We start from the raw sequence: 4967 nt of genomic DNA, 5'->3' as shown, positions 1-4967 counted from the left end.
TGAGCGCCAATGGTGCTCAGGCATTTGACGGCAAAAACGCAGTTCCTCTTTCTGACTTGCTGACTGGAGAGTGAGACATACATGGCCACAATTCATTTTATACTGCAAGGGAAGGGCGGAGTGGGAAAATCCATGATCGCCGTGATGCTGTACCAGGCTCTCCGGCATTTCAAAAAAGAGATCCTGGCCTACGACACGGACCCGGTAAACGCCACCCTCTCTTCGTTCAAAGAGTTCAATGTGGCTTCTCTGGACATTATGCGGGACGGGAACATTGACGCCCGCAAGTTTGATGTGCTGCTGGAAGCTCTGGTCAACGCGCCGGAAGAATCGCATGTCATTGTGGACAATGGGGCGTCCTCCTTCATTGCCCTGGGCGCGTATCTCGCGGAAAACGACTTTCTGCCCCTGCTGGAAGAGCAGGGGCACAAGGTCTTTTTTCATTCCATTGTCACGGGCGGTCAGGCCCTGGGCGACACGATCCAGGGTCTGGCCAGGCTGGCCCTCGGCTTCCCCACCTCTCCCATTGTGGTCTGGCTCAATCCTTTTTTTGGCGAGATTGCCATAGATGGCAAGGGCTTTGAGGAGTTCAAAATCTACAAGGAGTACTCCTCGCAGTTCCATGCGCTGATCGCACTGCCAATGGGCAACAAGGCCCTGATCGGCAAGGATCTGGAGGAACTGTTTGCCAAGCGCCAGAGCTTTGAGGCCGGGATCAACGGCAGCTCCACCTCCATTGCGGTCAAGGCGCGCCTGCGGCGCTACTGGAATCAGATTCTCTCCTGCGTCGGGCAGGCGGATCTGCTTTACGGAGGCTGACCCATGTCCGACGATCTGCCTCCTGAGGAAATTTTGCAAAACCGGCCGGATGCAACGCCCGCTGCCGACAACGCGCCGCAATCTTCGCCCGCGCCCGAAGCGGAGCCATGCCTGCCGGACGGCTTGGGCCTGTCCGTGGAGGACGTGCGCGCCCTGCTGGCCAAAAAGCACAATCTGGCCGTGCCGGTGGATGACCCGCTGCTGATGATGGTCACGATCCAGAATGCTTTTCTTGGAGCGCAAACACAACTCCAGAAAAGGCATGAAAAAGCCCTGGCCGCCTTTATGGGCGAGCAGACCGCGACGTACACCCAAGGCGTGGAAAAGAGCGTGTCCGAGCTGCGGAAAACACTGTCCGACGTGACCATCAACGGCATCCGGGATGCGGCCTCGGACTTCGCGGCCACGCTGTCCGGCTTCAAAACCACGCTGTACATCTGCACGGCCATCATAGGGCTTTCAGCCCTGCTCAATGTGGCCGTCTTCATCCTGAAGGCGGTGCAAGATGTTTGATGCTCGCCTGCTGGAAAGCCTGGAATACAACTGCGGCCCGCTCATTATGCAGCCGCTGCGGGACGATGAAGTTATTGAGATCATGCTCAATCCGGACGGTCAATTATGGATTGAACGCTACGGCCGGGAACAGGAAAATATCGGAGAACTTCACCAGGCCCAAAGCAAGCTGATCCTCTCTCTGGTGGCCAGTGCTCTGAACATCACTGTGGATGCGCTGCATCCGGTGGTGGAAGGGAGCTTTCCCCTGGACGGCTCCCGCTTTGAGGGCACATTTCCGCCGCTGGTGGGGCCGGGAGCGTCTTTTTCCCTGCGCAAGAAAGCCTCGCGGATCATCACCATGCCGGAATACCTGGCGCAGGGCGTGATAACGCCGGAAGTGCCGCCTATTATCCGTGCTGCAATTCTGGATCGCAAAAATATCGTCGTGGTGGGCGGCACCTCCAGCGGCAAGACCACCTTTGTGAATGCGATCATTCATGAACTGGATGAACTCTGCCCGCATGATCGCCTGCTGATCCTGGAGGACACCGCGGAACTGCAATCCCGCGCGCCCAACTCGGTTTTTTTCCTGACTTCGGAACTGGCCGGCATGGGCATGCGCCAGTTGGCAAAGGTCAGCATGCGCTATGCGCCGCGCCGCATTCTGGTGGGCGAAATGCTGCGCGGCCTGATGGAAGGCTGGGCCGCCATAGCCGGCTACAGCCTGATCTGGAATGCGCAGAACGACTATGAAATGCGCAGTTCCGCCAGGTTTTCCGGCATCTTTGTGGACGCGGTGAAGAACTTTTTTGCGGCCCTTCAGGCCAATGGCCTGGCCCTGCGCGTGACCATCTACCAGGGCAACAAGGTCATGGAAGTGTCGGAGCACTAGAGGCGGAGGAATGGGGATGTACGCGAGCCAGAATTGCAGCGCGTTTGCCGGAATGGGCAAGCATATCCAGCTCATAGGTAACCTGGCAGTTAAGCCAGAATTCCGCGCTGTTGCCAAAATAAGCGGCAAGACGCACCGCCGTGTCGGCGGAGATGCCGCGCTTGCCGGCGACAATGCCCTGAACCCGGCTCTGCGGCATGCCCGTGTCCAGGGCCAGACGCGTCTGGCTCAGCCCCATAGGCTTCAAAAACTCTTCGTTCAAAATTTCGCCCGGATGAACGGGCGGCATGCGGTCGTGCATCATGGCCTCCTAGAGTATATTGCTTTTAAAACGCTCGCTCCGGCGCTTAGCGGCGAAAGTAAATTTCGCCTGCGCCTGCGCGGCGGGCATGGCTGCGCCCTGCCAGAGCGTTTAGCTAATTTCATTAGCAAAACGCTCTAATGGTAATCAACAATTTCGACACAATGCGCGTTTCCTTCACTCCAGACAAAGCAAATGCGCCATTGGCTGTTGATGCGGATGCTGTATTGCCCGGCCCGGTCACCTTTGAGGGCTTCCAACCGGTTCCCCGGGGGAACGCGCACGTCATTCAGGCAAACGGCGTTGTGCAGAATTTTGAGCTTGCGCATGGCGGCGCGCTGGATATCCGACGGCAGGTCGGCAACGCGGATGCCCCGAAACAGGCTTTCCGCCCGGCTGTCTTTGTAGCTCACAATCATTACAAAAGAATAATACTAAAAACGTGTAATGGCAATCATATTACAGGGTAGCACATGAAAAACCCTCACTTCTTGCGCAGCATAGCCCTTCTTCCTGGCGTCCTCCTGTTCGGCTGCGCTCACAAGGGCGCGCCGGATCAGGAGCTGATAGAGGCCAAGGGCAGAGACTTCACCACGCTCTCCCGCCCCCTGGCCGTGGACGTGGCCGAACCCTGCATGGAGGCGCTGCTGGCTCAGCCCACTGTTGCCAACGGCTGGCAGCTCAGCGAAGCCTCCTGCTCAGGCCGGGCCGTCAGCGTGACCTGGGCGCACCAGAGTCAGGCTGATTTTCTGATCCTGCCGGACCAGGCTGCTTTGAAAAGCCCACAGCTCGCAGTTTCCAGGCTGACGCTGGCCACAGACCGCAAGGCCCGCGCGGGCCAGAACTATCCGGCCATCCTGACGCGGGAAAGCGCGCTCTGGCGCGTCTTGTCCGCAGTGCCGGGCCTGACGCTGGAGCGGCTCAGCTTCAGGAATGAAGCCTGGGTGCTCCAGGGAAATATCTACGCCAGGGAAAAATGAGGGGGAGGGTCATGCAGCTCACGAGAAGAACAAAAATCATCTGGGGCATCCTGCTGTTTCTGCTCCTGGCGTTTGCCAGCCTGCTCTGGATGGAGCGAACGCCGACGCCATTGCCGCCAGTGCCCAGGGATGTGGCCGTCAGCAAAAAAGCCGCTCCCGCCACAGAGAAGAAAAAAGACAACACGGAGCAGGACGCAACCGCGCACTCCAGGCCGGAAGCGCCCTCTGCCCCCGGCATGGCCGCTGTACCCATAACAGCCGGGAACCTGGGAAAGATCTCGAAACTCAGGAATACGCTGGAAGAGGAAACGCTGGAAGTCCAGATTGAGGAAAAACGGGCCAGAAAGAGAGAACTCACGCGCTCCGGCTCGCTTCCAGCGCCCACACTCTCCCTGCCCTCTCTGACGCCTCCGGCGTCTCCTTCGCCCGTTTCCCCGGCTGCGCCCACTGCCTGTCCGGCCAGAAAAACCAGACCGTGGCGGCGAAAGTGATCGTCCTGGACATGGACATTCTCGGCCTGCTGCGCGCGGGCAATCTGACACAAGCCCATGCGGCCTGGCGCGCCAAAGGCGGCATGACCTACATCAAGCACGCCCTTGAGCACGTCCGCCAGGGCCTTGTGGATAAGGTGGGCGTGGAAAACATCCCGGCCCTGGAAAAAGGCCTCAAGACGTTCAAGGGCACGCTCCTTGCGCTGGAAGACGGCTGCTCGGCCGTTCTGGGCATGACCCGCCTTCAGGAATATGAGCTGTACGACAGCTCGGACAGCCCCTTTCCGCACTCGGATCTGCTCGCCTATCTGCAAGCCTGTATTTCCGGTGTCCTCCAGCCTGTGCGTGTGCCGGCCGTCCCCATGTATCTGGACGCCCTGCTGGGCAGTCGCCATCTGGTGGGCGGCCTGATCCCGCGTCTGGAAGACGGGCTGGACAAAAAGCATCTGGCCGTCCTTTCCATCGACGGCTTGCCGCAAGAATCCTGGCCTGCCATGCTTGCGGGCCTGGACGCCATGCCTTTTGAGCTGCGCTATTCCACGCGCTTCATCTGCCTTGACCAGTATGACGCCGAAAAGGAGATCACGGGCTACGCCAAGGGCTGGAATCAGCGCGTGCTGGGCTTCATGGATCAGTTTTTCAACAATCCCAACGCCAAGATCAACCGCGACGCCCTGCGCATGCGCGAAGACGCGGAAGACGCCAAGCTGGAAGTGCAATCCGGCTCCGTGGGCGCGGGCTATCTCTCGTCCGCCGTCGTCCTCATGGATGAAGATGTAAATGCGCTGCAGGATAATGCCCGCGAGCTGCGCCGGATGATCCAGACGCAGGGCTTCGGCTGCCGCATTGAATCCATCAACGTCCTGGAAGCCTGGCTGGGCAGTTTGCCCGGCAACGGCTATGCCAATATCCGGCGTCCCCTGCTGACCAGCTTGAACCTGGCGGATCTTCTGCCTTTGCAATCCGTCTGGACGGGCAGCCCGGTCTGC

At 59.3% G+C, this 4967-nt stretch carries 7 protein-coding genes and 1 pseudogene; 6 read left to right on the top strand and 2 right to left on the bottom strand.

All coding sequences use genetic code 11. The features are described 5' to 3' along the window. The first annotated feature begins 81 nt into the window (after positions 1 to 81). The 3 genes from G7Y51_RS13100 to G7Y51_RS13090 are packed head-to-tail and all read left to right on the top strand — an operon-like array spanning position 82 to position 2206. Positions 82 to 819: a conjugal transfer protein TraL gene (locus G7Y51_RS13100; protein WP_165178167.1), complete on the top strand. Its 738-nt coding sequence runs from the start codon at positions 82 to 84 to the stop codon at positions 817 to 819. 3 nt (positions 820 to 822) lie between these two features. After that, positions 823 to 1332: a hypothetical protein gene (locus G7Y51_RS13095; RefSeq protein ID WP_165178165.1), complete on the top strand. Its 510-nt coding sequence runs from the start codon at positions 823 to 825 to the stop codon at positions 1330 to 1332. Then, complete coding sequence (locus tag G7Y51_RS13090; RefSeq protein WP_165178163.1) at positions 1325 to 2206, top strand: ATPase, T2SS/T4P/T4SS family; 882 nt, start codon at positions 1325 to 1327, stop codon at positions 2204 to 2206. The genes G7Y51_RS13095 and G7Y51_RS13090 overlap by 8 nt, the downstream gene beginning before the upstream one ends. Here G7Y51_RS13090 and G7Y51_RS13085 read toward each other — a convergent pair. Then, positions 2184 to 2444, bottom strand: a complete 261-nt coding sequence (locus tag G7Y51_RS13085) for a HigA family addiction module antitoxin (RefSeq protein ID WP_241160257.1) — start codon at positions 2442 to 2444, stop codon at positions 2184 to 2186. The genes G7Y51_RS13090 and G7Y51_RS13085 overlap by 23 nt on opposite strands. 200 nt (positions 2445 to 2644) lie before the next feature. Beyond that, entirely contained in the window at positions 2645 to 2926 is a 282-nt protein-coding gene (locus tag G7Y51_RS13080; protein ID WP_165070947.1) for a type II toxin-antitoxin system RelE/ParE family toxin, read from the bottom strand. Positions 2927 to 2980: 54 nt separating this feature from the next. Between G7Y51_RS13080 and G7Y51_RS13075 the strand changes: the two genes are divergently transcribed. The 3 genes and pseudogenes from G7Y51_RS13075 to G7Y51_RS13065 all read left to right on the top strand — a co-directional run. Then, complete coding sequence (locus G7Y51_RS13075; RefSeq protein ID WP_165178159.1) at positions 2981 to 3487, top strand: hypothetical protein; 507 nt, start codon at positions 2981 to 2983, stop codon at positions 3485 to 3487. 11 nt (positions 3488 to 3498) lie between these two features. Then, positions 3499 to 3978, top strand: coding sequence for a hypothetical protein (locus tag G7Y51_RS13070; protein WP_165178161.1), 480 nt, complete (start codon positions 3499 to 3501; stop codon positions 3976 to 3978). Beyond that, positions 3963 to 4967: pseudogene (locus G7Y51_RS13065) on the top strand (hypothetical protein); the annotation flags it as partial. The gene G7Y51_RS13070 and the pseudogene G7Y51_RS13065, both read left to right, overlap by 16 nt.

The sequence above is a fragment of the Desulfovibrio sp. ZJ369 genome (genome assembly GCF_011039085.1).
Lineage (GTDB): Bacteria > Desulfobacterota > Desulfovibrionia > Desulfovibrionales > Desulfovibrionaceae > Desulfovibrio.
This window is presented reverse-complemented; position numbering and strand designations above follow the sequence as displayed.

Coding starts and splice junctions, on each gene's coding strand:
- G7Y51_RS13100 (WP_165178167.1), top strand. CDS start 82: ATGGCCACAATTCATTTTATACTGCAAGGGAAGGGCGGAGTGGGAAAA.
- G7Y51_RS13095 (WP_165178165.1), top strand. CDS start 823: ATGTCCGACGATCTGCCTCCTGAGGAAATTTTGCAAAACCGGCCGGAT.
- G7Y51_RS13090 (WP_165178163.1), top strand. CDS start 1,325: ATGTTTGATGCTCGCCTGCTGGAAAGCCTGGAATACAACTGCGGCCCG.
- G7Y51_RS13085 (WP_241160257.1), bottom strand. CDS start 2,444: ATGGGGCTGAGCCAGACGCGTCTGGCCCTGGACACGGGCATGCCGCAG.
- G7Y51_RS13080 (WP_165070947.1), bottom strand. CDS start 2,926: ATGATTGTGAGCTACAAAGACAGCCGGGCGGAAAGCCTGTTTCGGGGC.
- G7Y51_RS13075 (WP_165178159.1), top strand. CDS start 2,981: ATGAAAAACCCTCACTTCTTGCGCAGCATAGCCCTTCTTCCTGGCGTC.
- G7Y51_RS13070 (WP_165178161.1), top strand. CDS start 3,499: ATGCAGCTCACGAGAAGAACAAAAATCATCTGGGGCATCCTGCTGTTT.